Annotated in this window: 21 protein-coding genes and 2 tRNA genes; 6 read left to right on the plus strand and 17 right to left on the minus strand. The window is 63.1% G+C overall.

The genetic code is table 11. The features are described 5' to 3' along the window. Positions 1 to 32: 32 nt before the first annotated feature. The 4 genes from ACVJGD_RS17515 (at position 33) to ACVJGD_RS17530 (ending at position 3,232) form a co-directional block, all read left to right on the plus strand. Positions 33 to 107: transfer RNA gene (locus tag ACVJGD_RS17515), tRNA-Val, on the plus strand. 657 nt (positions 108 to 764) lie between these two features. Beyond that, positions 765 to 1,064 carry a helix-turn-helix domain-containing protein gene (locus ACVJGD_RS17520; protein ID WP_456635515.1) on the plus strand — a complete coding sequence of 100 codons (300 nt, stop codon included), beginning with the start codon at positions 765 to 767 and terminating at the stop codon, positions 1,062 to 1,064. Positions 1,065 to 1,081: 17 nt separating this feature from the next. Continuing rightward, complete coding sequence (locus ACVJGD_RS17525) at positions 1,082 to 1,360, plus strand: hypothetical protein (RefSeq protein WP_456635516.1); 279 nt, start codon at positions 1,082 to 1,084, stop codon at positions 1,358 to 1,360. Between the two features lie 531 nt (positions 1,361 to 1,891). Next, positions 1,892 to 3,232: a hypothetical protein gene (locus tag ACVJGD_RS17530; protein ID WP_456635517.1), complete on the plus strand. Its 1,341-nt coding sequence runs from the start codon at positions 1,892 to 1,894 to the stop codon at positions 3,230 to 3,232. A 114-nt stretch (positions 3,233 to 3,346) separates the two neighbouring features. On the opposite strand, the gene ACVJGD_RS17535 is transcribed toward ACVJGD_RS17530, so the two are convergent. The 17 genes from ACVJGD_RS17535 to ACVJGD_RS17615 all read right to left on the minus strand — a co-directional run bounded on the left by ACVJGD_RS17535 (position 3,347) and on the right by ACVJGD_RS17615 (position 19,372). Then, a tRNA-Lys gene (locus ACVJGD_RS17535) sits at positions 3,347 to 3,422 on the minus strand. Between the two features lie 169 nt (positions 3,423 to 3,591). Further along, positions 3,592 to 4,146: a Spy/CpxP family protein refolding chaperone gene (locus ACVJGD_RS17540; protein ID WP_456635518.1), complete on the minus strand. Its 555-nt coding sequence runs from the start codon at positions 4,144 to 4,146 to the stop codon at positions 3,592 to 3,594. Positions 4,147 to 4,259: 113 nt separating this feature from the next. Further along, positions 4,260 to 5,585 carry a TRAP transporter large permease gene (locus tag ACVJGD_RS17545; protein ID WP_456635519.1) on the minus strand — a complete coding sequence of 442 codons (1,326 nt, stop codon included), beginning with the start codon at positions 5,583 to 5,585 and terminating at the stop codon, positions 4,260 to 4,262. Further along, complete coding sequence (locus ACVJGD_RS17550; protein WP_456640279.1) at positions 5,582 to 6,157, minus strand: TRAP transporter small permease; 576 nt, start codon at positions 6,155 to 6,157, stop codon at positions 5,582 to 5,584. The genes ACVJGD_RS17545 and ACVJGD_RS17550 overlap by 4 nt, the downstream gene beginning before the upstream one ends. A 149-nt stretch (positions 6,158 to 6,306) precedes the next feature. After that, a complete protein-coding gene (locus ACVJGD_RS17555) occupies positions 6,307 to 7,308 on the minus strand; it encodes a TRAP transporter substrate-binding protein (RefSeq protein WP_456635520.1) in 1,002 nt (333 codons plus the stop codon). Between the two features lie 1,122 nt (positions 7,309 to 8,430). After that, positions 8,431 to 9,027 (minus strand): lytic transglycosylase domain-containing protein, encoded by a 597-nt coding sequence (locus ACVJGD_RS17560; RefSeq protein ID WP_456635521.1) that lies wholly within the window; start codon positions 9,025 to 9,027, stop codon positions 8,431 to 8,433. A 167-nt stretch (positions 9,028 to 9,194) separates the two neighbouring features. After that, complete coding sequence (locus ACVJGD_RS17565) at positions 9,195 to 9,677, minus strand: hypothetical protein (RefSeq protein ID WP_456635522.1); 483 nt, start codon at positions 9,675 to 9,677, stop codon at positions 9,195 to 9,197. 168 nt (positions 9,678 to 9,845) lie between these two features. After that, positions 9,846 to 10,208: a tetratricopeptide repeat protein gene (locus ACVJGD_RS17570; RefSeq protein WP_456640280.1), complete on the minus strand. Its 363-nt coding sequence runs from the start codon at positions 10,206 to 10,208 to the stop codon at positions 9,846 to 9,848. Beyond that, complete coding sequence (locus ACVJGD_RS17575) at positions 10,157 to 11,716, minus strand: adenylate/guanylate cyclase domain-containing protein (protein WP_456635523.1); 1,560 nt, start codon at positions 11,714 to 11,716, stop codon at positions 10,157 to 10,159. The genes ACVJGD_RS17570 and ACVJGD_RS17575 overlap by 52 nt, the downstream gene beginning before the upstream one ends. Positions 11,717 to 12,005: 289 nt before the next feature. Beyond that, positions 12,006 to 12,695 (minus strand): hypothetical protein, encoded by a 690-nt coding sequence (locus ACVJGD_RS17580; protein ID WP_456635524.1) that lies wholly within the window; start codon positions 12,693 to 12,695, stop codon positions 12,006 to 12,008. 138 nt (positions 12,696 to 12,833) lie between these two features. Beyond that, on the minus strand, positions 12,834 to 14,393 hold the full coding sequence (locus ACVJGD_RS17585) for a 2-isopropylmalate synthase (protein ID WP_456635525.1): 1,560 nt from the start codon (positions 14,391 to 14,393) through the stop codon (positions 12,834 to 12,836). 109 nt (positions 14,394 to 14,502) lie between these two features. Next, a complete protein-coding gene (locus tag ACVJGD_RS17590) occupies positions 14,503 to 14,625 on the minus strand; it encodes a hypothetical protein (protein WP_456635526.1) in 123 nt (40 codons plus the stop codon). A 261-nt stretch (positions 14,626 to 14,886) separates the two neighbouring features. Then, positions 14,887 to 15,825: a polyphosphate kinase 2 family protein gene (locus ACVJGD_RS17595; protein WP_456635527.1), complete on the minus strand. Its 939-nt coding sequence runs from the start codon at positions 15,823 to 15,825 to the stop codon at positions 14,887 to 14,889. A 10-nt stretch (positions 15,826 to 15,835) separates the two neighbouring features. Next, on the minus strand, positions 15,836 to 16,537 hold the full coding sequence (locus ACVJGD_RS17600; protein ID WP_456635528.1) for an NUDIX hydrolase: 702 nt from the start codon (positions 16,535 to 16,537) through the stop codon (positions 15,836 to 15,838). Between the two features lie 10 nt (positions 16,538 to 16,547). Continuing rightward, positions 16,548 to 17,576 carry an ABC transporter substrate-binding protein gene (locus tag ACVJGD_RS17605; protein WP_456635529.1) on the minus strand — a complete coding sequence of 343 codons (1,029 nt, stop codon included), beginning with the start codon at positions 17,574 to 17,576 and terminating at the stop codon, positions 16,548 to 16,550. Positions 17,577 to 17,759: 183 nt separating this feature from the next. After that, on the minus strand, positions 17,760 to 18,548 hold the full coding sequence (locus ACVJGD_RS17610) for an ABC transporter permease (RefSeq protein ID WP_456635530.1): 789 nt from the start codon (positions 18,546 to 18,548) through the stop codon (positions 17,760 to 17,762). After that, complete coding sequence (locus ACVJGD_RS17615; RefSeq protein WP_456635531.1) at positions 18,548 to 19,372, minus strand: ABC transporter ATP-binding protein; 825 nt, start codon at positions 19,370 to 19,372, stop codon at positions 18,548 to 18,550. The genes ACVJGD_RS17610 and ACVJGD_RS17615 overlap by 1 nt, the downstream gene beginning before the upstream one ends. Positions 19,373 to 19,497: 125 nt before the next feature. Between ACVJGD_RS17615 and ACVJGD_RS17620 the strand changes: the two genes are divergently transcribed. Further along, a complete protein-coding gene (locus tag ACVJGD_RS17620) occupies positions 19,498 to 20,286 on the plus strand; it encodes an ATP-binding cassette domain-containing protein (protein ID WP_456635532.1) in 789 nt (262 codons plus the stop codon). Continuing rightward, positions 20,283 to 21,842 carry an ABC transporter permease/substrate-binding protein gene (locus tag ACVJGD_RS17625; RefSeq protein ID WP_456635533.1) on the plus strand — a complete coding sequence of 520 codons (1,560 nt, stop codon included), beginning with the start codon at positions 20,283 to 20,285 and terminating at the stop codon, positions 21,840 to 21,842. Before ACVJGD_RS17620 ends, ACVJGD_RS17625 begins: the two co-directional genes overlap by 4 nt. The last annotated feature ends 22 nt before the right edge of the window (positions 21,843 to 21,864 follow it).

Below are 21,864 nucleotides of genomic sequence, written 5' to 3' on the forward strand. Positions count from 1 at the left end.
GCCGTTCCGGCTTTCGATCGCGCCGAGATCCCGGACGCATAGCTCAGCGGGAGAGCGTTCCCTTCACACGGGAGAGGTCCAAGGTTCGATCCCTTGTGCGTCCACCATTAATCCTTTATATTGAATGGCTTATCGGCTCAATTCCCTCATGGTGTGCCCGGAAAGACTGGGGCACACTAGGGGCACATGGCGGCGGTCCGCCACCTCCCCCATCCTCATCCCATCCGATTTGCCGAAAATCGCCGGACCGGGTTCATCGAAGGGCGGCGTCGACACACTGCGGCTTGCGGATGGCTCCGATCTTGGTCAGCTCGCTCCCAAGACGGCGCGATGCCACGATAACGCGAGGTGTTGGGTTGCCTTACATCCGGGAGTACGTCCGGGATCAACGTGCTCGGTGCCGGAATGGTCCGGCCTGAAGTACGTAGTTTAGTTCTGTGAGTGGCAACACGATCGGCCCGATCGGTTGATGCCCCGTCAGTGATGCTCCGCAATCACCCTTCCAGGGAACGTGAATAGTCGGGCCACAGTGAGGCGTACTCCGGCACCGTCTTAACGAGCTACTCGTGCGGGCCGTCGCTGACGAGAGCCCGACGCTCTGACTTACTTGTCCGATTTCTACTCCAGTCTAGCCGAATACCCGAGGGACACCTCGTTGCTCTTTTTTCCGCAGCTTTCCTTGGTTATCCATACCGACGTTTCAGCTCCAGCAGGGCCCGGCTAACAGTGACAATCAGGCTAGCGAACTTTGCTTGAGGGGCGCCATGAACGAAAGCTATAGTTCGTCACAAGTCGCAAGCATGCTGGGTATCTCGCTAGACACATTCTATCGCACTCGGGAGTGGCGGCATGAGCACGAACGTTTGCCAAGACCGATCAGCGAGCGCGGCAAGCTTCGCTTCGAAAGGACTGGCATCGACGCCTGGTTCAAACGGCATCATCCCCTCCATCCCAGTGCTCCGGATAATGACCTCATCGCACTGCCAGATCCGGTGACCGACGATGAGCACCGCGCGCGCCTTGCCTCTGCATACGGCAACGGAGCAACGCCGGCGCACTCGTGATCGAAGAGAGACCCGACATGAGCCCAGAGGCATTTCCGCTGCCTTGGCGTGAAGGCTGGCCGCGAGCGTTCGAATGGAAGCGAGATTCGGATAGTCGCTTCGGCGGCAAAACACGTGGCCCGACGATGGGCTGTACGCGCGATCAGCTGGTTGCTGAGTTATGGCGCCAAGGCGCTAAGAGCGTGGTCATTTCAACGAATGTCGCTTTTCGGGAGGATGGTCTGCCCTCCGCCGACCAGAAGGCGATCGCCGATCTTGGCGCGGCAGTTTATTTTCGCACTGAAGGCTATTGGTGATGGCTTGCGATCGCGTCAGTACTATCGCCGGCAATCTCCAGTCCCTAACGCTGGCCATTGAGGCTATGCGACATCGCGAGCGGCATGGCGGCAGCACAATGATGGAGAGCGCCCTTTAAAGCTTTGCGGCCTTCGCCGCACCCGGCTGGAAGAGGCCATCGCGCGAGGTGTTCGGCGCTAGACCGATTGGAGCGGTGACATCACGGCACTATTTCGAGAGCGAGCTCAACGTCGCCTATGCCGAAGCTCGACGAGAGCTTGGCTCTGGCCCCAGGCGCTGCTCGGTACGGGTTGACATCGTCGGCCGGGCGGATTCCAATAAATCCAGCAACTCCCGGGGCTCCCATGGCCGACCCTCGATTTCCGTATGTCGACTGGCGCAGCGGTCGGCCACGCGCAAAGCACGGACCGCGTCAGCGCGCCCTTGGTTTTGTCGACACCGACCTCCGCCGTCCGCCTGTCGATGAGAAAGGCCGCCCTATTGGCCCATGGTTCACGCTGGAGGAAGCAAGGACCTTCTCGGACAAAAGAGTGGCTGAGGTCGCCGCTGCGCGGATCTCGTGCCGCATCAAGCCGCAGCCTGAACGCAAGCGCGTCACGATCGACCATCTGCTCGATGACTGGATCCGCTCCGACGAATTCAAAACCAACTCGCCGGCGACCCAGGAGTCATATCGCAAGGCAGTGCAAGCTATCCTCTACAAACCGATGACGCCGGCCGAGGCCGCGGTATTCCGCAAAAAGGAGCGCGCGGCAAAGCTCCTCGCCGTCACGCCGCCGGCACGAGAGCGGGAGACCATCGCCGATGTCACGCCTTCATCGCTCGGCCGTCCTGAGCTGCGCGCCTTCTACAACTACATCAAAATCGAGCGAGGCCATCACATGGCGATCGGCGTGATCGCCGCGCTATCGGCAGCGCTGACCTGGGGCCAGGAGAGCGTGCAGTGGCGGCTCGGACCTAATCCGCGCATCGGCATGGAATTCAATCATCCCGCCGGCCGCGTGGTGCTGGTGACGATGCCTGAATTCGCCGCTTGGGTTGCGGCGGCCGATGCGATCGACCGCTACTCGATCGGCGATAGCTTCTATCTCGCTCTATTCACCGGCCAGCGACAGACCGATCGGCTCGCGATGCGGGACGAAAGCCAGGTCGAGGGCCGCCATGCTTTCCGCCAGAGCAAAACCGGGGAGCTCGTCGACATCAAGGAAGCGCCGCAGCTCACGACCAGGCTCAGCGGGTCCCGCGCGCGAGCCAAGGCGATCAAGCTGCGGTTGCAGCTCGATATCGTGCCACCGGAATTCGTGATCGACGAAGATACCGGCCAGGCATACGACGAGAACGCGTACCGACATTGGGTGGCGACGACGCGTACGCTCGCGGCCTTCGGCTTCCTCAAGCGTGAAACGCCGCAGGCCGCGATCAATCGCGCGCAGCGGCTGGCTGAAGACCTCAATGCGGCGTTGCCGACGTTATTCAAGCCCTATCCGCTCGAGGAAGACCGGGACAAGCCGACGCGCGCGCGTACGATCGACGGCCGCAGCCGCGCCCTCTCCGAGTGGATGGCAGGGCGGGCCATGCGCGACTGCAATGGCGACGAGAGTGCCTGGCGGCTCAAGCCATGCCCGTCGCTCTATTTCGTCAATAGCGCCGGCGAGCTCGACCGTAAGCATGACCAGGATCTCCGCGACACCTGCGTCATGCTGCTCGATCGCGGCGGCTGCGACCTGCTCATGATCTGCGATATCACCGGACACAGCTACAAGAGTGCCCAGACAATCGTGAAGCACTATCGTGCCCGCAACCCCGGCCGCGCTGACGCCGGCATCGACCGTCTGGTGCTGCAGGTCAGAAAAGAGGGTATGGCTGGCTGATCGTGCGACCGGTCGCACGCCGTGCGACCACGACCGCTCGAAATCGGTCGCACGGACACACTTTGTTCTCAGTGCGAAAAGCCGAAAACGGATGTCGGATCAGTTGCTTAAGTGTGGTGGGCGCACCAGGGCTCGAACCTGGGACCCGCTGATTAAGAGTCAGCTGCTCTACCAACTGAGCTATGCGCCCGGAACGGGTCCGGAAAACCTCGCTGCGAGGGCCGTCGTTTAGCAAAGCGACCTGCCGATGTCCAGCAACGTGGACGAGGTTTTCCCGTGCTTTGGACGGGCACCCGGGAACATGAAAAACCGCCGGATTCCGGCGGCTTTTCCGATGGTTAGGTCGCCAATCCGCGGGCTCAGAGCCGGCCGGAGCCGTCCCGGTCACCGTCATCCCGGTCATCCCGGTCGTGACGGTCGAAGCCGCGCTCGAAGCGGTGGCGGCGCCAGCCCTCGCCGCCGAACCGGCGGCCCATATGGGTCAGGAAGGTGAGCCGGCGCTTCTGGCCGTCGTCGAGCGTCTTGTAGAGCGGATCGGCGGCATCGGCGATCTTCTTCAAGGCGGCGGCGCTGGCCGCCATGTTGTCGGCCCGCTCGCGCAGGCGGGTAACCGGATCATCCGGCTTCTGCTGCGCATCCGCGTTCTTCTCCGCCTCCATCCGCGCATTGGCCCGGTCGATCCGGAGCTTGGCGAAATCGCGCACCGCGGCCTCGACCGGCGGCCACAGCTTCTCTTGATCGGCGTTGAGCTTCAGCCCGGCGTGAACCGCCGCGATCCTTGCATCGAGAAAGGCCGCGCGGTCTTCCGGGTTCATCCGCATCGGGCCATGCATCCAATGGCGATGCTGGGCGTAGGCGGCGGTCGAGCCGGCGATAGCGAGCGCCGCGACGCCGGCGAGCAGAACTTTCTTCATGCGAACCTCCTTTGGAGCTTGCCTGAAGATGAGACCGCCCTGCCCGCGCCGCAACTTACAGTTTGGACAGGGAACGTTCCCTTACCAAGATGTCATCCCCCATGGTTAAGCGTTCACAACATGCCGAGCGCGCGCGGCAGCCACAGCGAGATCTCGGGAACGTAGGTGACGAGGCCGAGGAAGATCAGCATGGTCAAAAGCCAGGGCCACACCGCGATCGTCAGTTCCGTGATGCCCATCTTGGCGATGCCGGAAGCGACATAGAGGTTGAGGCCAACAGGCGGATGGCACATGCCGACCTCCATGTTGACCACCATCAGGATGCCCAAATGCACCGGATGGATGCCGAGCTTGACCGCCACCGGAAACAGGATCGGCGCCATGATCAGCACGATCGAGGACGCCTCCATGACGTTTCCGGCGAGCAGGAGCAGCACGTTGACGACCAGAAGGAACATGATCCAGCCGACGCCGGCCGCGGTGATCCATGCCGCGATCTGCTGCGGAATGTTCTCGTTCGCCATCAGGAACGAGAACAGCACCGCGTTGGTGATGATATATAGGATCATCGCGCTCATATTGGCCGAGCCGAGCAGCACCTTCGGCACGTCCCTCAGCGACATGTCGCGATAGACGAAGACGGCGATGACGAAGGCATAGACGGCGCTGACAGCGGCGGCCTCCGTGGGCGTAAACCAACCGGCATAGATGCCGCCAAGCACGATCAGGATCAGCAGCAGGCCCCAGACGCATTTACGGAACGCAACGAAACGCTCCGCCCAGCTCGCCCGCGGCAGCCGCGGATAGTCGTTGCGCCAGGCGCGGTAGAAGGTCGTCATCCCCAATAGCGCGGCGAGCATCAGACCGGGGATCACGCCGGCGATGAACATCTGCCCGACGGAAGCCGAAGAGACGCGATGGCCGGCCGGATCGAGCGCGATGCTGCCCCCGGTCGCCACGCAGTAGATCACCATCACGATCGATGGCGGGATCAGGATGCCGAGCGCGCCCGAGGTCGTGATCACGCCGGCGCCGAAGCGCTTCGGAAAACCCTGGTTCACCATCGCCGGCATCATGATCGAGCCGATCGCGATCACGGTCGCCGGAGACGAACCGGACACCGCGGCGAACAGCGCGCAGGCCATGACGCCGGCAAGCCCGAGCCCGCCATGCCAATGCCCGACCATGGTGGTCGCGAAATTGATCATGCGGCGCGCAACGCCGCCATGGGTGAGGAAATTGCCGGCCAGGATGAAGAACGGGATCGCCATGATCTCGAAATTGTCGATGCCGGTGAACAGTTTCAGCGCGACCGACTCCGTCGGCACGTTGGTCATGGTGAAGATGAAGGTGAGCACCGTCAGGCCAAGCGCGATCGAGATCGGCATGCCCGTCAGCATCAAGGCGATCAGGAGGCCGAAGATGAAGAGGCTGGTCATCGCGTCACCTCCGCGACGCCAGCCCCGGGCGCTTCGACTTCAACGCCCTCGACATGGGCGACGTCGTGATGCGGCAGTTGACCGCTCCAGTAATAGTTGTAGGCGACCTGCAGGAAGCGGAAGCACATCAAATAGGAGCCGAGCGGAATGCAGAGATAGACGATCCAGCTCGGTATCTCGAGGTCAGGCGAGACCTGGTCGGTGTGCATCAGGCCATAGACGAATTTCGCGCCCATGGTGCCGATCACAGCGGTGAACAGGGCGCCGCAGAACAGGCCGAACAGCACCACGATGTTGCGCCAGGGCGATCGGAGCTGGTTGACGACCACGTCGACGCCGACATGGATGCCGGTGCGCACGCCATAGGCCGCGCCGAACTTCGCTACCCACACGAACATATAGATGCACAATTCCTGCGCCCAGGACAGGTTGATCGGGAACAGGATCGGATACAGGAAGGGAATGCCGATCAGATAGCGATGGCACACGGCCACGAAGATGATGAGAGTCGCGGCCGCCATCAGCGTCGCGATCAGTACCTCCTCAAGCCGGTCGAGGATGCGGAGCAGTATCAATAGTCCCCCCGTCTACGGTGAATTTGTCATGCACGGGGCTCAGGCGCGAAAGGCGTCTTTGCGCAGACCGTCCGGGCATCCACAAAGACGTGGATGGCCGGGTCGAGCCCGGCCATGACGGAGAGTGCGCCCCCAATCAACGCGTCTCAGTTGGTCGCGCCCTTGGTCTCCTTCAGGAACTCATCGATCAGGCCTTGGCCGACCCGTTTGGCGACGTCCTTGTAGACCGGCTCCATCGCCTTGCGCATCGCGGCGTCCTGCTCTGCCGTCAGCGTGATGATCTCGCTCTTGCCGGTCTTCTTGATCTCGGCGAGCGCGTCGTCGTTCTCCTTCTGCGACTGGCCGTTGCCATAGGCGGTCGCTTCCTTCATCGCCTTCTCGCACTGCTCGCGGATGTCGGGCGGGAGACCTTCCCAGAACTTCTTGTTCACGACCACGATGTAGCCGATATAGCCGTGGTGGGTGTTGGTGATGTACTTCTGCACCTCGTGCATCTTCTGGGTATAGATGTTGGACCAGGTGTTCTCCTGGCCGTCGACCACGCCGGTCTGCAGCGCCTGGTAGACTTCGGAGAATGCCATCACCTGCGGGATCGCACCGAGGTTTCGGAACTGCGCCTCCAGCACCTTCGACGACTGGATCCGGAACTTCAGGCCGCGATAGTCCGCGGGCTCGATGAGCTTCTTGTTGGCGCTCATCTGCTTGAAGCCGTTGTCCCAGTAAGCGAGGCCGATCATGCCCTTCGGCTCGAGCAATTTCAGAAGCTTCGCGCCGAGCGGACCATCGGTGACCTTGCGCAGGGTGGGAAGGTCGGGAAGGATGTAGGGCAGATCGAACACCTCGAATTCCTTGACCCCGATCGGGCCGAATTTGGCGTTCGAAGGCGCCAGCATCTGCACCGCGCCGAGTTGGAGCGCCTCCAGCTCTTCCTTATCCTTGTAGAGCTGCGAGTTCGGATAGACCTCAACCTTCACCTTGCCGTTGGTGTATTTCTCGGCCAGTTCCTTGAACTTCTCGGCCGCCTGTCCCTTCGGCGTGTTGGTCGCCACAACGTGGCTGAACTTGATGACGATCGGATCGTCCGCCGCTGCCGGCCCGGCTAAAGCAAGCGCCGCAACCGACGCCGCAGCCAATATCAACTTACGCATGTCTCCTCCCGCGTTCTTGGGGAGCGCGCCAACGATCCTCGCGCCCCGAGTTTCTGTATGCCAGCCGAACCAATACAGAGAAGCAGGGCAAATTGCCATTGCTCGTTAGCAGGGGCTGACAACGAGGCGCATGCTGCGCCGCACGCAAAAGTGCGACATCCTGTCCGGGGCGCTCACGATTGACCATCGTGCTGTCGCGTCGTTCGCGGCTGTCGTCCCGTCGAAAGCGCGAGCCAGGGACGATGGGGGGAAGAGGTTCGGATTCAAATGTCAAACAGCTTTCCGCTGTCATCGTCCGGCTTGACCGGACGATCCAGTATTCCAGGGGCGTCTGAGCTTAAGTTGAGAGGCTGCCGGATACTGGATGCCCGCCTTCGCGGGCATGACGGCGGAGTTGTGAGGGATGTGAGTCTGCATTCTCGCGGCATGACATGCCCGAGGTTTGCGTCCGTTTCACCCTCTCATCGAGCAGAGGGCGCAGGGAAAGCCGGGTGCCGGTTGCACCCGTGGGCCCCGTGCAACAAAAAGCACGGGGGTAGGACCACAGGTCAACCGAAGCAACTCCGGCTTTCCCTGCGCAGTGGTTTTACGGCTTACTTCGTGCTCTCCCCGGTGACCGGGCTTTCTTGCCACCGTCACCCCAGGGGATGTTTCCATCCCTCAGGGCTTAGCGCCAGCGTCGGGGCGCCAGAACCACACGACTTCGCCGTCCGCGTTACATGCGCTCGTCAGTCGCACGCAACACGTCCACCGCATCTCACCGCAACGTTCGTGACGATCGCGAGCCGCCCCTCATTCGGGTGAGACGCGCGGAGTTAAATCACTGATTTGCCCGACGACGGAAGCGGAATGTTTTTCGCGGAAGGGCTGGACAGACTTTTGGTGATTTGCCCGACGGGTTGTTTTGTCGCACCCAAACGAGCCACATCGTCATTGCGAGCGGAGCGAAGCAATCCATAGCGCCGCAAGCGGAGGCATGGATTGCTTCGCTGCGCTCGCAATGACGGAGGCTGTCATTCCGGGGCATCGCGAAGCGATGAGCCCGGAATCCATTGAGCCGCAAGCGCTAACGGAGAAATGGATTCCGGGCTCGCGCTGCGCGCGCCCCGGAATGACGGCGTCTCACGAGCGCCCGGGGGCGTTAGCCACCGCCATCTTGCGATCGGCCCAGATCTTGAGATCGCGCACGGTCAACATCTTCAGGAACGGATTGGCATTGACCAGTTTCTCGCGGGTGGTCCGGCCTGTCACGTCAGCGGCCGCCATCAGGGTGGCGGCGTCGGCGCTCTCTGCGGCGGTCAGCAACGCCACGGCACCTGCCGGTCCGGCAAAATGCACAAGGTAGAGAGAACCCGGCGTGATCGGCAGGCCGCGCTTGCTCAGCATCGCAGCATTCTGCTCGATCGTGCGTGCAGTGATCTCGCGAGCGAGGCCGGCGTCCCGGCGTAGCTCCAACACTTCCTTGTCGCTGCGTCCCTGGATCAGATCGCGGCGGTGTCTTCGAACGGCTTCGAGCCAGGTGTCGTCGAGGAACTGGGCGGCTCCGGTCGCACTCGAACGCTTGTTCTTGGCATTCGGGTCGCCGTTTGATTCGGCTGCGACGATGCGCTCGACCAGCGCCCTGATGCCCGCCTGGTCGATCGCCTCGTCCTTCAACTGGACATCGCGAAACAAGACCAGGCTTGCGGGGACGGCCATCGCGATCGCCACCGCCAGCATGATGACAATGCCTTCCACCGACCACCACGACCGCGCCGTCACAATGGTCCGACGCTCATCCGGGTCGGGTGGTCTGATCTCATCAGCACGGCCTGCGTCCTTCGACCTATGCATGGGCGTCCGCGGCTTAGTGTCAGCCGTCTCGCCGAAGCAAAAGGATTGTTGGGCTAGGTTTGACATCCCAGTGGCAGGCTCAATGCCTTGAATAGGCCGTCGAAGGCGCCGGGCTGACAGGACCTGGCCTCGACAGTCGGTTTCGAACGCGTGGTCTTCGCCGTTGCCTTGGCAATCTGGTGCTTGGGCTGGTGCTTGGAATGCTCCTTGGAAAGTTCCTTGAGCTGCTCCTTGGTCTGCTCCTTGGGCCGAGGTTTGGGCAGCATGACCGCGGCCTTTCCGGCGGGGGCTGCGCGCTCAGGCGGCTCAACGACCGGCGCAGGTTCCGGCACGACTGCGGCGGCGGGTTGAACCGGCGGCGCGATCGGTTCGGGCGAGAAAATCCGCTGAGCCGATGCCTGCTGTTGTGCATGCGGGATTTCGACCCGGTCTGCCGCCGTCAGCGTATCGCCAGAGGCGGCGAAGCCCAGGGTTGTCTGAGCAAGCTGCGCATCGACAGCCTTCGTCGCGCGCGGTGGAGTCTGGATCTCCATCACCGCAAGTGCGCCGAGGCCAACAAGGATGAGAGGCCGCCCTCATCTGATCTCGCGTTTCATCGGAGATCCAAGGCTAGGTCTTAATGCGGCGGCTTGGCGGCGGATGCGAACGTCTCAGAACGGTGAGTGAAAAAGATCAGGGATTAAGGTTAACGCGCAGCCATCCTCTCACTCCGGCAGGCCCGCTTTGCGCAAGCCCTCGGCAATGCGCTGAATCTCGGCAAGGAAGGTGACATTATCCGACCACCCATTCCCATCCTGCAACCAAAGGGCAACAGTGTAATTCGGCCTGAGCCGACGGAGCTCGACGACAGCGGCTTGAGCTTCACGCTCGTGTCCAGTCAGCGCATGAGCAGCGGCGAGGTCTGCGTAAGCAATCCAGAAGGGGCTCACCGCGATAGAGCGGCGGCACCAATTGATCGCCTCGTCATATTGCCCAAGATGGGTGTACGCATGGCCGATGTAGAAGTACCACGTGCTCAGCAGCGGGTCGCGGGGCTGAGCTGAATTGCCATTTGAAGCGGGGCGAATGCCTCCGCGGAACGGCCGACGCGGATCTTGGCGGCACCGAGTGCGCCATGGGCCGGAGCGAGGCTCGGGTTGATCGCGATTGCCTCTTCGTACTCACCGACCGCGGCCTCAACATTCCGACCTCTGGCCCGCTGGATTTCTCCCTTTACAAAATGGGCCATTGCGTCATTGGGAAACTTTGACAGGACCTGACCTACTGCGTTCTCGGCACGCTGCAGCCAGTCCGCCGGCGCATCGGTCCAGCGATAGTTGACCTCCATTGCCAAAGCATCTGCCAGGCCGACCAGTGCCTTCGGGAAGCCGGGATCGATCTGAAGCGCGCGCTCGAAGAGGGCGCGAGCCTCCGCCAACTGCTTGCGCGAATAGGGCTGGTTCAGCACGGCCCACCCGCGCATCGTCAGATCGACTGCGTCCGGCCTATTAGGTCGTGCGGCCTCCGCATCGCGGCTTTCATGATTGATCAGTTCAAGATCAAGCCGCCGCGCCAGCCGTCCTGTAATGACATCCTGAAGTTGCATTGACTTGGACCAGTCACCGTCGACGCGCTCCGACCAGACCTCGGCGCCGGTCCGGGCATCGATCAGCCGGGCGTTGATCCGAACCATCGTCTCCGCCCTGCGCAAGCTGCCATCGAGTACGTAGCGGACACCGAGTTCGCGGCCAACACGCTTTGGGTCGACGTTCTTGTAGGCGCGCGCAGTGTTCGGTGCGATGACAAAACTGTCCTGGATCCGTGAAAGATCCGAGCTCAGATCGTCAGTGATAACTTCGGCAAAGTAATCCTGCTCGGGCTCGTTGCTTAAGTTGGCAAAGGGCAGCACGACGATAGAGAGGCGATGATCCAGCGGCTGCGGCTCGCCTCGATGGATGTACCAATAGGCCGCACCGCCGCTGGTCGTGAGAAGGATCAGTGCTATCGTCAGGACCATCCGAACGCGCCGCACACCAAGCAGGCGCCGCACGCGCGACGGGAAGTCGCCAGTTGGAAACGAAACCGGCGGCGGCGTGTCGGAGCGCAGCAACGGAGACTGTGAACTTGCCGCTGCGTCGCACGGCCGTGTGCGATAGACGCGCACCGGCCGAGCAATATTCTTGAGCTGCTGCTCGCCGGTGTCCTCCAACGGAATATCGAACTTGCCCCGCGCATCCTCCTGCACGCGGGCGGACACACAGATGCCTCCTGGCTCGGCGACCCCTTGCAAGCGGGCCGCCACGTTGACCCCATCACCGAAGATGTCACCTCTCTCGATGACGATGTCTCCCTGATGAATACCGATCCGGAACTCGATACGCTTGTCTTGGGGTACCCCGGAATTTCGCTCGGCCATGCACCGTTGGACCTCAACGGCGCAGCGGAGGGCGTCGATTACACTCGCGAACTCAGCAAGCAGCCCGTCCCCAGTTGTCTTGACGATCCGGCCACGGTGCTCTGCAATCTTGGGGACCATAAGTTCACGATGGAGGAGCTTGAACTGGGCAAGGGTGCCCTCCTCGTCAGCGCCGATCAAACGGCTATAACCCGCGACGTCTGTAGCCAGGATCGCCGCGAGCCTACGTCGGACTCGCTCCCGCTCCACGCCCAGTCCTCCTCAGGAGGTACCTAGAGGAGATTACCACAAGTTCCCGGGCCCCGCGATATCAGCTTTTCCGCGGCTCATGAAGGTCGAGCGAACCTGGGTCAGCGTGCGTGAACGCCCCCTTTTGCGTGCCGCTGCGCGGAGCCCTTTGCTTAAATCAGCGACGCATGCGCAAAACCGCGCCTCGCGGCATTAGAGTTGCGCGAGGCGCGTTGCTCTATTACGTACCGGGCGTTTTGATGACCAGTTTTACGTTGTAGAGGTTGACGCCCTTGAACGGGTTCGGCGCGCTTTCGAAAGCGCCCGTGCCCGTAGCGTTCGCATAGGTACCCGTGCCCGAGAGGATGTTATACTCGCCCGTCGACTTGCCGTCTTTGGCCGCGCCAGTATAGCGCGCCGTGATCGAGCCATCCTCGAACGTGTAAGTGCTGTAGCCGAAAAAGGAACCTGAGCCTTTGAGCATGTCTGAGGCATTGACGAACTCTTTCACTCCGATACGGCCGTCCTTGAAGACGGCGACGCCGAACAATTTGCCGGACGCGACCGTCTGGCCTTCGATGTTTGCTGCCTCTGTTACTTTGAAATCGATCGGCTTAGTGACGAGCTTGAACTCAAGCACCTGCTCACCAGCGAGAGCATTCGAAGCCGCGGCGACGGCAAGCGCGGCTGACAAAAAATAAGAAGCGGAGCGCATTCGCATGGTTTCCCCTCCAAAATAAATGGAAAAAATAACGTCACGCTTTTGCGGGACGTCGATTTCTAGCACAACCATAAGGAGAGATAGGCCAGTGGTCCTGACGCGGATCTTGGTTTTTCTGAGAGCCAACCCCTCGCCGGCCTGGGCTTTCGGATAGATCAGCGCGAAGCGTTCGCCGCAATTTCCCGTAGCGTCGGGGCTCTTTCCACACAAAGAGTGTTCATCGCGGAGACACCCTCACCCCAGCCCTCTCCCGCAAGCGGGAGAGGGAGCGCAGAGAGCGGAGTGTTAGACGGTGGGCACGCTTCGCTTTGCCCACCCTACGATTCACGATGATACAGACCGAGGCGATCAGCCCGCGACGGCGGCGGGGATGTCGCGCTGGCGCTTCATGACGATCTTGTTGAGGGCGCCGAGATAGGCCTTTGCCGAGGCAACCAGCGTGTCCGGGTCGGCGGCGCGGGCGGTCATCGAGCGGCCGTCATGGGCGAGACGCACCGACACCTCGGCTTGCGCGTCGGTGCCTTCGGTCACCGCGTGCACCTGGTAGAGCTCGAGCTTGGCGTCGTGCGGCACCAGGCGCTTGATGCAGTTGAAGACGGCATCGACCGGGCCATTGCCCTCGGCTTCCTCGATCCGGGTCTGGCCGTCGACATCGAGCTTCATGGTCGCGCGCTGCGGGCCATGGGTGCCGGCGATCACGGTCAGCGACGTCAGCTTGATGCGATCGTGGGCGGCCGCGATCTCCTCGTCGAGCAGCGCCTCGATATCCTCGTCGTAGATGTCCTTCTTGCGGTCGGCCAGCGCCTTCATCCGCGCGAATGCATCTTCCAGTTGGTTCGGGCCCAGTCTGTAGCCCATCTCCTCCAGCTTGTGGACGAAGGCATGGCGGCCGGAGTGCTTGCCGAGCACCAGCGAGGATTGCTTCAGGCCGACCATCTCGGGCCGCATGATCTCGTAGGTGGAAGCATCTTTCAGCACGCCGTCCTGGTGGATGCCGCTCTCATGCGCGAACGCGTTACGGCCGACGATCGCCTTGTTGTATTGCACCGGGAACGAGGTCGCCGCCGAGACCAGCTTCGAGGCACGCGTCAATTGCGTGGTGTCGATCTTGTTCCAGTACGGAAACTTGTCGTTGCGGACGTTGATCGCCATCACGATCTCTTCGAGCGCGGCGTTGCCGGCGCGCTCACCGATGCCGTTGATGGTGCACTCGACCTGGCGCGCGCCGCCGACGACGCCGGCCAGCGAATTCGCCACGGCCATGCCGAGGTCGTTGTGGCAGTGGACCGAGAACACGGCCTTGTCGGAGTTCGGCACGCGCTCGATCAGCGTGCGCATGAAGTGCGTGTACTCGTCGGGCGTGGTGTAGCCGACGGTGTCGGGGATGTTCACCGTGGTGGCGCCGGCCTTGATCACGGCCTCCACGATGCGGCAGAGGAAATCCATCTCGCTGCGGGTGCCGTCCTCGGCCGACCATTCGACGTCGTCGATCTGGTTGCGGGCGCGGGTGACGTTGGCGATCGAGGTCTCGATCACCTGCTCCGGCGTCATGTTCAGCTTCACCCGCATGTGCAGCGGCGAGGTCGCGATCACCGTGTGGACGCGGCCGCGCTTGGCGAATTTCACCGCTTCGGCGCAGCGGTCGATGTCCTTCGGATGGGCGCGGGACAGGCCGGCGATGACTGCGTTCTTGGAGCGGCGGGCGATCTCGCTGACGGCCTGGAAATCACCTTCGGAGGTGATGGGGAAGCCGGCCTCGATGACGTCAACGCCCATGTCGTCGAGCAGCTCGGCTACCTCGAGCTTCTCCTCGAAGGTCATGGTGGCGCCGGGGCACTGCTCGCCGTCACGCAGGGTAGTGTCGAAAATGATTACGCGGTCCTTCTCGGACTTGTTGGCGGTGGTCATCTGCAAAGTTCCTTTGGGTCGATCGCGCTATCTTATCACTGAGCGCTGAAGGGTTTCTGATGTTCTCACGCAACCCCTGAGTGCCCAGGCGCAAATGCCCAGACGGCCCTCAGGGGCCGATAAGAAGCAGAATCCCGCCAAGAAGGAGGGTCGGCAGCGTCGCAGCCGGAATCGCGGGGGCGGCTTCGGCCGTTCCCGTCAGGATTCCATCGTTTTCGCTGCGAATCAGCATTGCCGGTACCCTTTGGAGGCCAAAATCCTCGGCCAAAACCGTTGACGGTTGGTTGCCGAGGCGACCTTCGCGGCCCGTTTCTAGACGAAGAAAGCGGCCGGCCGCAACGGTAAAAAGATGGTCAGTAGAGCTGACCTATTGCCGACTCCGCTGTCATCGTCCGGCTTGACCGGACGATCCAGTATTCCAGAGACCGGAGTTCGAGCCGAGAGGCCGCCGCGTACTGGATTCCCCGCCTTCGCGGGGAATGACGGCGGAGAGTTACTTCGCGTTCTTCCCTGCCTTCCCCGCCCCGCCCTTCCCTTCCGCCAGCAAGGCCTCGCGGACGCGCTTGAATTCGCTGCGCTCGGTCTTGTCGACCTTCGGGAAATGCAGGTCGAGCTTCTCGAGCGCACTGACGATGGTGGAGCCGATCACCACGCGGGCGAACCATTTGTGGTCGGCCGGCACGACGTGCCAGGGCGCGGCGCGGGTTGCGGTATGGCGGATCATGTCCTGGTAGGCGGCCATGTAGCGGGGCCACAGCGCGCGCTCATTGACGTCGGCCATCGAGAATTTCCAGTTCTTCGCCGGCTCCTCCAGCCGCTCCAGGAAGCGCGCGCGCTGTTCCTGCCTGGAGACGTTGAGGAAGAATTTCAGGACCACGATGCCGTTGCGCGAGAGATAGCGCTCGATCGCGGAAATATCCTCGAAGCGTTCGCGCCAGATGTTCTTGGTCACCAGCCGCGGCGGAAGCTTTTCCTTGGCGAGGATTTCGGAGTGCACGCGCACCACCAGGCATTCCTCGTAATAGGAGCGGTTGAAGATGCCGATGCGGCCGCGCTCGGGCAGCGCGATCATCGAACGCCACATGAAGTCGTGGTCGAGCTCCTTGGACGACGGCTGCTTGAAGGAGGTGACCTCGCAGCCCTGTGGATTCACGCCCTCGAACACGCTCTTGATCGCGGAGTCCTTGCCGGCCGCGTCCATGCCCTGGAAGACCAGAAGCATCGACCAGCGGTCCTGGGCGTAGAGCTTCTCCTGGAAATCGTTCAGCCGCCTGCGATTGGCCTCGATGATCTCCTCGCCCGCGGCCTTGTCGATGCCGCCTCTCTCATTGGTCTTGAGCGATTTGAGGTGAAAATGGTCCGATCCGTCGACGCGGAACGGCGCCACGAAGGGTTTCAACTCGTCGGCCAGCGACTGCGGTTTCTTGCTCATGAACCCTTTCTCACCTGCTCAGGTGCATCTCGATGAACGCGGTGACGAAGCGCGGCATCGCGGCGGTGAAGTCAGATGCATCCCGCACCAGACGGATCGCCGCCAGTTCGGGGTCTTCCTGCAAGGCGAGATTGCCTTCGATCCGCTCGCGCAACGCATCGCCGGGCATGTCGACATAGAGTATCCGCATCATGGCGATGGCGGCGCCGGTGAACACGCAATCCCAATGCGCATCGGGGCGATAGTCGGCGGGCACGAGCCCGGTCTCCTCCTCCACCTCGCGCGCGACGCTGCCGGCGATATCGAGCACCTCACCCCTGATGTCGTCGAGATCAGGCGTGCCCGACGGGAAGTAGACCCGTCCGGGGTTCGAGGTGTGATGGCCCATTTCGCCGAGCACGAACGCGCCGTCGCTCGAGAGCAGCGCGCCCATGCCAAAGCCGTTGAACACGCCCTTGTCAGGAAAGCCCCAGTCGCGCCAGGCGAGGAAGCTCGCGAAATCGGTCTCGAAATAGCTCGCGCTCAAGCGCTCGCCTTCGAACGTGGCGCTGCGGCCGAGCAGCACGCGGCCGTTCCAGAGGTTCGGCCGTTCGCGCTGCGCATCAGTGAAATGCGCATCGATCTCGGCGCGGCGCGCTTGTGCGAACGGCCACGCCCATGGCTGCACCTTGAGGTCCAGCGCGGTGACCCGATGAATGGAGGGGGGCGTCATCGACGCTGGGCTACTTCGCACCCTGCCCCGTGGTCTTCTTCGCCTGCTCGACGAACCTGTTGGTGTAGGTCTTGCTGACGTCGATATTGGCCTTGGCGACCTCCGGCGAGCCTTCGCTGAACACCGCCAGCACCGCATCCGCACCCTTCGGGTCCATCTTGCCGGTCTCCGAATACATCGGAATCGTGTTCTTCAGCGCGGCGAGATAGAGCTCCTTGTTCTTGCCGACCATCTGCTCGGGCATCTTGGCCATGATGTCATCAGGCGAATGCGAACGGATCCAGGCGAGCGTGGCGAGGATCGCGTCGGTGAGCGCCTGCGCCTCCTTCTCGTGTGCCTTGACCCAGGCCGCGGTCGAATAGAGCGCGCCGCCCGGATATTCGCCGCCGAACACGGCGAGCGTGTCGTGCTGGGTGCGGGTATCGCTCAGGATCTTCAGGTCGGCATGGCTGCCCTGCAGCACCGTGACGGAGGGATCGAGCATCACGGCGGCATCGATCTGGCCCTGCTCCATCGCCGCGACCGCGGTCGCGCCCAGTCCGACGCCGATCACGGAGGCGCTGGTGGGATCAAGCCCGTTTTTCTTGAGCAGATATTTCAGGAAGAAATCGGTCGAGGAGCCCGGCGCGCTGACGCCGACCTTCTTGCCGGCGAGATCCTTGATCGAATTGATCTCCGAGGTGTGCTTGGGCGAGACCACCAGCACCAGGCCGGGATAGCGGTCATAGACCACGAAGGACTGCAATTCCTGCCGCTTGGCGGCGAGGTTGACGCAATGATCGAAATAGCCGGAGACGACGTCGGCGCTGCCGCCGAGCACGGCTTTCAGCGCATCCGAGCCGCCCTTGAGATCGACCAGCTCGACCGCAAGCCCCGCCTTCTCATATTCGCCGAGCTGCTTGGCAAGCACCGTCGGCAGATAGCACAGGCAGGCGCCGCCGCCGACCGCGATCGTGACCTTGCTTTGCGCTGCGGCGAGACCCGAGGTCAGCACCAGCGCCAGCAGCGCGCCGGTCAGGCGGGCGAACAGTTTCCTCATCGATTTTTCTCCGTTCGGTTAGCGGCAGGATAGAGCAGCGGGCCGACGTTGAGAAGGCGCCTCTCCACCGTCATTGCGAGCACAGCGAAGCAATCCATGCCTCCGCAAGTGGAAAAATGGATTGCTTCGCGGAGCCTGTCATCGGGCGGCGCTACGCGCCGACCCGTTGGCTCGCAATGACGGTTAGCCCCTGCCCTCCGCCACCGTCGGCCGCCAGACCAGCAGCCGCCGCTCGACCAGCGTCACGGCCATGTCGATCAGGATGACGAAGGCCGACAGCACGAACATGCCGGCGAACACGCCGGCGACGTCGAACACGCCCTCCGCCTGCTGGATCAGATAGCCAAGGCCGGCGGCGGCGCCGAGATATTCGCCGACGACGGCGCCGACCACCGCAAAACCCACGGACGTATGTAGCGAGGAGAACATCCAGGACAGCGCCGACGGCCAATAGACATGGCGCATCAATTGCCGCTCGCTCATGCCGAGCATGCGGCCATTGTCGAGCACGGTCGTGCTCACTTCCTTGACGCCCTGATAGACGTTGAAGAACACGATGAAGAAAACGAGGGTGACGCCGAGCGCGACCTTGGACCAGATGCCGAGGCCGAACCACAGCGCGAAGATCGGCGCGAGCACGACGCGCGGCAGAGCGTTCGTCATCTTCACGTAAGGGTCGAACACCGCGGCGACGCGCGGCTGGCGCGCGAACCAGAACCCGATGAGGATGCCGAGGGCCGAGCCGATCACGAAAGCGAGAATCGATTCCCAGAGCGTGATCGCAAGATGCTTCCAGATCACACCGGTCGAGAACCAATTGACGATCTGGCTGAACACGTCGACGGGATTGGAGAAGAAGAATGGCGGCAGCAGGATGCGGCCGAACACCGGCACGGTGGCGAAGACCTGCCACAGCGCCAGCGCGACCACGGCAACCAGGACCTGGCAGAGGAGAAGCGCGGCGCGGGACATCAATCGGCTCCCCCGCGTTGCGTTGATTGCGCGTAACCCTTCATCACCTCTTCCTTCAGCACGCCCCAGATTTCGCGATGCAGTTCGTGAAACTGCTTGTCCAGCCGCACCTCGAAGATGTCGCGCGGGCGCGGCAGCTCCACGCGCCAGTCGCCGATGATGCGCGAGGAAGGGCCGGCCGACATGATGACGACGCGGTCGGCGAGCGCGATCGCCTCCTCGAGGTCGTGGGTGACGAACAGCACCGCCTTGCGGTCGGCGGTCCAGAGTTCGAGCAGGAGATTGCCCATCACCTGCCGGGTCTGGGCATCGAGCGGGCCGAACGGCTCGTCCATCAAGAGGATCTTCGGATCGCGGATCAGGACCTGCGCGAGGCCGACGCGCTTGCGCTGGCCGCCCGAGAGCATGTGCGGATAGCGGTTGGCGAACGCCCCCAATCCGACCGAGGTCAGCCAGGCCTGCGCCTGTTCCAGCGCCTTTGCCCGCGGCGCGCCCTTGATCTCGAGCCCGATCGCGACATTGTCAATTGCGGTCTTCCAGGGGAACAGCGCATCGGCCTGGAACAGGTAGCCGGCATCGCGGTTCAATCCGGTGAGCGGCTGGTCGAAGATCCTGACCGAACCCGCGGCCGGCTTGAGGAGGCCCGCAGCCACGTTCAGCAAGGTCGACTTGCCACAGCCGGTAGGACCCACGATCGCGACGAATTCGCCATGCGCGACCGCAAGGCGCGCCTTCTCGACGGCGGTATAGATGCGGCTATCTGCCAGGCGAAACGCCACCGTCGCATCCTGAAGCGCCACCGCTGTTGGCTGGGCCTTGTCCACCACGTTCCCTCCCGGTTCGGGAGGATGCCTTAGCCTCTCGTGCGGACAAGTTCAACGCAGCATCGCAACGTGCTAGTTGATCTGTGATCTCTTAAGGCGGGACGCAGCGCGAGGTTTGAACAGCATTGTCCAACGGACCACTCATTGCCTACACCAATGTCGGCAAGACCTTTGCCAACGGTGACGTTGTCGCGGTCGACGACGTCTCGCTGGAGGTCGCCGAGGGCGAGTTCCTCGCGATCGTCGGCGGCTCCGGCTCGGGCAAGACCACCTTGCTGCGGCTCGCCAACCGGCTGATCGAGGCCGACAGCGGCAGCGTCACGGTCGAGGGCGAGGACGTGCGCAACGTCGATCCGATCCGCTTGCGCCGGCGCATCGGCTATGTCTTCCAGAGCGGCGGGCTGTTTCCGCATCTGGCCGTCGGCGCCAATATCGGCATCACGCCAAAACTGCTCGGCTGGCCGGCGGCGGAGATCGCAGCACGCGTCGACGAGCTGCTCGATCTGGTGCAGCTCGACGGCGGGCAATATCGCGACCGGCTGCCGGGCGAACTCTCCGGCGGGCAGCGGCAGCGCGTCGGCGTCGCGCGGGCGCTGGCCGCACGGCCGCGCATCGTCCTGATGGACGAGCCGTTCGGCGCGCTCGATCCCCTCACCCGCGACGCGCTCGGCGATGATTTCCGCGACCTGCATCGCAGGCTCAAATTGACCACGGTCATGATCACCCATGACATGACGGAGGCGCTGTTGCTCGCCGACCGCGTCGCGGTGATGCATGGCGGCAAGCTGCTCGCGCAAGGCACGCCGGCGGAGCTTTCCGAAAGCACCGATCCTTACGTCGGAAAACTCCTGCACACGCCGCGCCGGCAGGCGGAACGGCTCGGCAAATTGCTGCCGCGGGACGGCGCCACATGAGCCTGTTCTCCGATCCGCGCTGGACCGAGGCGCTCGCGCATCTGCCGGATTATCTCGGCAACCATGTGCGCGTGAGCCTGGCAGCGCTCACGCTCGGGCTCATCGTCAGCCTGCCGCTGGCGATCGCCGCGCGCAACCGGCCGCTGCTGCGCGGCGCGCTGCTCGGCTTTGCCTCTATCGTGCAGACCGTGCCGGGGCTCGCGCTTCTGGCGCTGTTCTATCCGCTGCTACTCGTGCTGGCGGCGCTGACGCTGTCGTGGTTCGGCTTCGATTTCTCCGCCTTCGGATTCCTGCCGGCGGTGCTGGCGCTCGCGCTCTATTCGATGCTGCCGGTGCTCCGCAACACCATCACCGGGCTGTCGGGCGTCGACCCGGCGCTGACGGAGGCGGCGCAGGGCGTCGGCATGACGCCGCGGCAATCGCTGTTCATGGTCGAGCTGCCGCTGGCGCTGCCGGTCATGATGGCCGGCATCCGCACCGCGGCGGTGTGGGTGATCGGCACCGCGACGCTGTCGACGCCGATCGGGCAGACCAGCCTCGGCAATTACATCTTTGCGGGGCTTCAGACCCAGAACTGGGTGTTCGTCGTGTTCGGCTGCCTCGCCGCCGCCGCGCTCGCGCTTGCGGTCGACCAACTGCTGGCGCTGATCGAGAACGGCCTGCGTTACCGCAGCCGGCTGCGCGCCGCGCTCGGCGGCGTCGGCATCGCGGCGCTGGTCGCAGCGACGCTGGTGCCAACGATGGCGCGCTCGGCGTCGAACTATATCGTCGGCGCCAAGACCTTCACCGAACAATATGTGCTGGCGGCGCTGATCGCCCAGCGGCTGAACGCGGACGGCCTGTCCGCGACCACGCGCGCTGGTCTCGGCTCCAGCGTGATCTTCGATGCGCTGAAAGCCGGCGATATCGACGTCTATGTCGACTATTCCGGCACGCTGTGGGCCAACCAGTTCCACCACACCGACGTGCGGCCGCGCGAGGAACTGCTGGCCGATTTGAAGTCGATCTTGGCGAAACAGGACATCACGCTGTTCGGCGAGCTCGGCTTTGCCAACGCCTATGCGCTCATCATGCCGAAGCAGCGCGCGCAAGCGCTCGGCATCCACACCATCGCCGATCTCGCCGCGCTCGCGCCGTCAATGTCGATCGCCGGCGATTACGAATTCTTCTCGCGGCCGGAATGGGCCGGCATCAAAGAGACCTATGGGCTGTCGTTCCGGACGCAGCGGCAGATGCAGCCGGATTTCATGTATGCCGCCGTCGCCTCCGGCGAGGTCGACGTGATCGCGGGCTACACCAGCGACGGGCTGATCGCGAAATACGATCTCATGGTACTCGGCGATCCCAAGCACGCGATCCCGCCCTATGACGCGGTGATGCTATTGGCACCCAAGCGCAAGGATGATGCAAAGCTGCGCGCGGCATTGCAGCCGCTGCTCGGACGCATCGACATCGCCGCGATGAGGGAGGCGAATTTGCGTGCCGCCGGCAATGACGGCTCCTCATCGCCGGACGCCGTCGCACGCTGGCTATGGGAGAAGATCGGGAGGAAGTGAGGCTTTGCAGGGTGGGCAAAGC

Source organism: Bradyrhizobium sp. USDA 10063 (assembly GCF_054063735.1).

What these genes read in the sequence shown, in the direction of transcription:
- ACVJGD_RS17520 (WP_456635515.1), top strand. Translation starts at nt 765, where the DNA reads ATGAACGAAAGCTATAGTTCGTCACAAGTCGCAAGCATGCTGGGTATC.
- ACVJGD_RS17525 (WP_456635516.1), top strand. Translation starts at nt 1,082, where the DNA reads ATGAGCCCAGAGGCATTTCCGCTGCCTTGGCGTGAAGGCTGGCCGCGA.
- ACVJGD_RS17540 (WP_456635518.1), bottom strand. Translation starts at nt 4,146, where the DNA reads ATGAAGAAAGTTCTGCTCGCCGGCGTCGCGGCGCTCGCTATCGCCGGC.
- ACVJGD_RS17545 (WP_456635519.1), bottom strand. Translation starts at nt 5,585, where the DNA reads ATGACCAGCCTCTTCATCTTCGGCCTCCTGATCGCCTTGATGCTGACG.
- ACVJGD_RS17555 (WP_456635520.1), bottom strand. Translation starts at nt 7,308, where the DNA reads ATGCGTAAGTTGATATTGGCTGCGGCGTCGGTTGCGGCGCTTGCTTTA.
- ACVJGD_RS17560 (WP_456635521.1), bottom strand. Translation starts at nt 9,027, where the DNA reads ATGCTGGCGGTGGCGATCGCGATGGCCGTCCCCGCAAGCCTGGTCTTG.
- ACVJGD_RS17585 (WP_456635525.1), bottom strand. Translation starts at nt 14,393, where the DNA reads ATGACCACCGCCAACAAGTCCGAGAAGGACCGCGTAATCATTTTCGAC.
- ACVJGD_RS17590 (WP_456635526.1), bottom strand. Translation starts at nt 14,625, where the DNA reads ATGCTGATTCGCAGCGAAAACGATGGAATCCTGACGGGAACGGCCGAA.
- ACVJGD_RS17595 (WP_456635527.1), bottom strand. Translation starts at nt 15,825, where the DNA reads ATGAGCAAGAAACCGCAGTCGCTGGCCGACGAGTTGAAACCCTTCGTG.
- ACVJGD_RS17600 (WP_456635528.1), bottom strand. Translation starts at nt 16,537, where the DNA reads ATGACGCCCCCCTCCATTCATCGGGTCACCGCGCTGGACCTCAAGGTG.
- ACVJGD_RS17605 (WP_456635529.1), bottom strand. Translation starts at nt 17,576, where the DNA reads ATGAGGAAACTGTTCGCCCGCCTGACCGGCGCGCTGCTGGCGCTGGTG.
- ACVJGD_RS17610 (WP_456635530.1), bottom strand. Translation starts at nt 18,548, where the DNA reads ATGTCCCGCGCCGCGCTTCTCCTCTGCCAGGTCCTGGTTGCCGTGGTC.
- ACVJGD_RS17625 (WP_456635533.1), top strand. Translation starts at nt 20,283, where the DNA reads ATGAGCCTGTTCTCCGATCCGCGCTGGACCGAGGCGCTCGCGCATCTG.